General features: G+C 60.2%; 1 protein-coding gene. It reads left to right on the forward strand.

The window, feature by feature from the left end:
- Positions 1 to 63 precede the first annotated feature (63 nt).
- Positions 64 to 1,253, forward strand: a protein-coding gene (locus JAO82_RS14130) for an IS3 family transposase (RefSeq protein WP_198687034.1) whose coding sequence is annotated in 2 segments (ribosomal slippage) — positions 64 to 316 and positions 316 to 1,253 — 1,191 coding nt in all. Because the reading frame shifts where the segments join, the coding sequence is not laid out codon by codon here.
- The last annotated feature ends 18 nt before the right edge of the window (positions 1,254 to 1,271 follow it).

Consider the following 1,271-nt stretch of genomic DNA (forward strand, 5'->3'; position numbering starts at 1 on the left):
TGACCTGCCACGGGATTTTTCCTCCATCTGGAATTAGAGTCTGGCCCAACGAAGGGACGGACAATGAAGCGATCAAGATACACAGAAGAACAGATTATCGGGATTCTGACCGAGCATGAGGCAGGCGCGAAGTGTGCCGATCTTTGCCGCAAGCACGGCATGTCGGAAGGCACCTTCTACGCGTGGAAGGCCAAGTTCGGCGGCATGACTGTGTCGGATGCCAAACGGCTGAAGACGCTTGAGGACGAGAACGCCAAGCTGAAGAAGCTGTTGGCAGAACAGATGCTCGATGCGGCGGCGATGAAGGAGCTGCTGGCAAAAAAATGGTGAGGCCCGTCGTGAAGCGCGAAGCCGTCGCGCATCTGCGGACCCGGTTGGGTCTGTCGGAACGACGGGCCTGCCGGATAGTTGGGGCGGATCGCAAGATGATCCGGTATCAATCAAGCAGACCACCGGAGACGGAGTTGCGCCAGCGGCTGCGCGATTTGGCGAACGAGCGTCGTCGCTTTGGGTATCGCCGCCTGTTCGTGCTGTTGCGCCGTGAGGGTGAAGCGTCCGGAATCAACCGCATCTACCGGCTCTACCGTGAGGAAGGGCTGGCCGTGCGCAAGCGTCGTGCCCGGCGTAAGGCCATCGGCACGCGTGCCCCGATCCTGGTGGAGGCACGGCCCAATGCCCGTTGGTCGCTGGATTTTGTCCATGATCAGTTGGCCTGCGGCCGCCGGTTCCGCATCCTGAACGTCGTCGACGATGTGACCCGGGAATGTCTCGCAGCCATCCCGGACACATCGATCTCCGGGCAGCGCGTTGTTCGGGAACTGAGTGGTTTGATCGAGCGGCGCGGCAAGCCAGACATGATCGTCTCAGACAACGGCACCGAACTGACCAGTAACGCGATCTTAACCTTTGCCGCCACAAAGGGCATCGAATGGCATTACATCGCGCCAGGCAAGCCGATGCAGAACGGGTTTGTTGAAAGCTTCAACGGCCGCATGCGCGACGAGCTCTTGAACGAAACCATGTTCCGAAACATGCCCCACGCCCGTGCGGTGGTTCGCGCCTGGGCGGTAGACTACAACGAAGAAAGGCCACATTCGGCACTCGGATACGAAACGCCCAAGGCGTTTGCAGAGCACCTCTCCACCGCAACCGGCATCAGCGCTGCGCGAATTGAATGCTCCGCGCCGCTGCCGGTTGCTCACATCGCGCCAATCGGCGTATCAACCCAACGGGCTCCGGTTCCGCATGGATGAAAGTTCAGTGGCAGGTCA

It is taken from the genome of Pontibaca salina, assembly GCF_016307205.1.
GTDB lineage: Bacteria > Pseudomonadota > Alphaproteobacteria > Rhodobacterales > Rhodobacteraceae > Pontibaca > Pontibaca salina.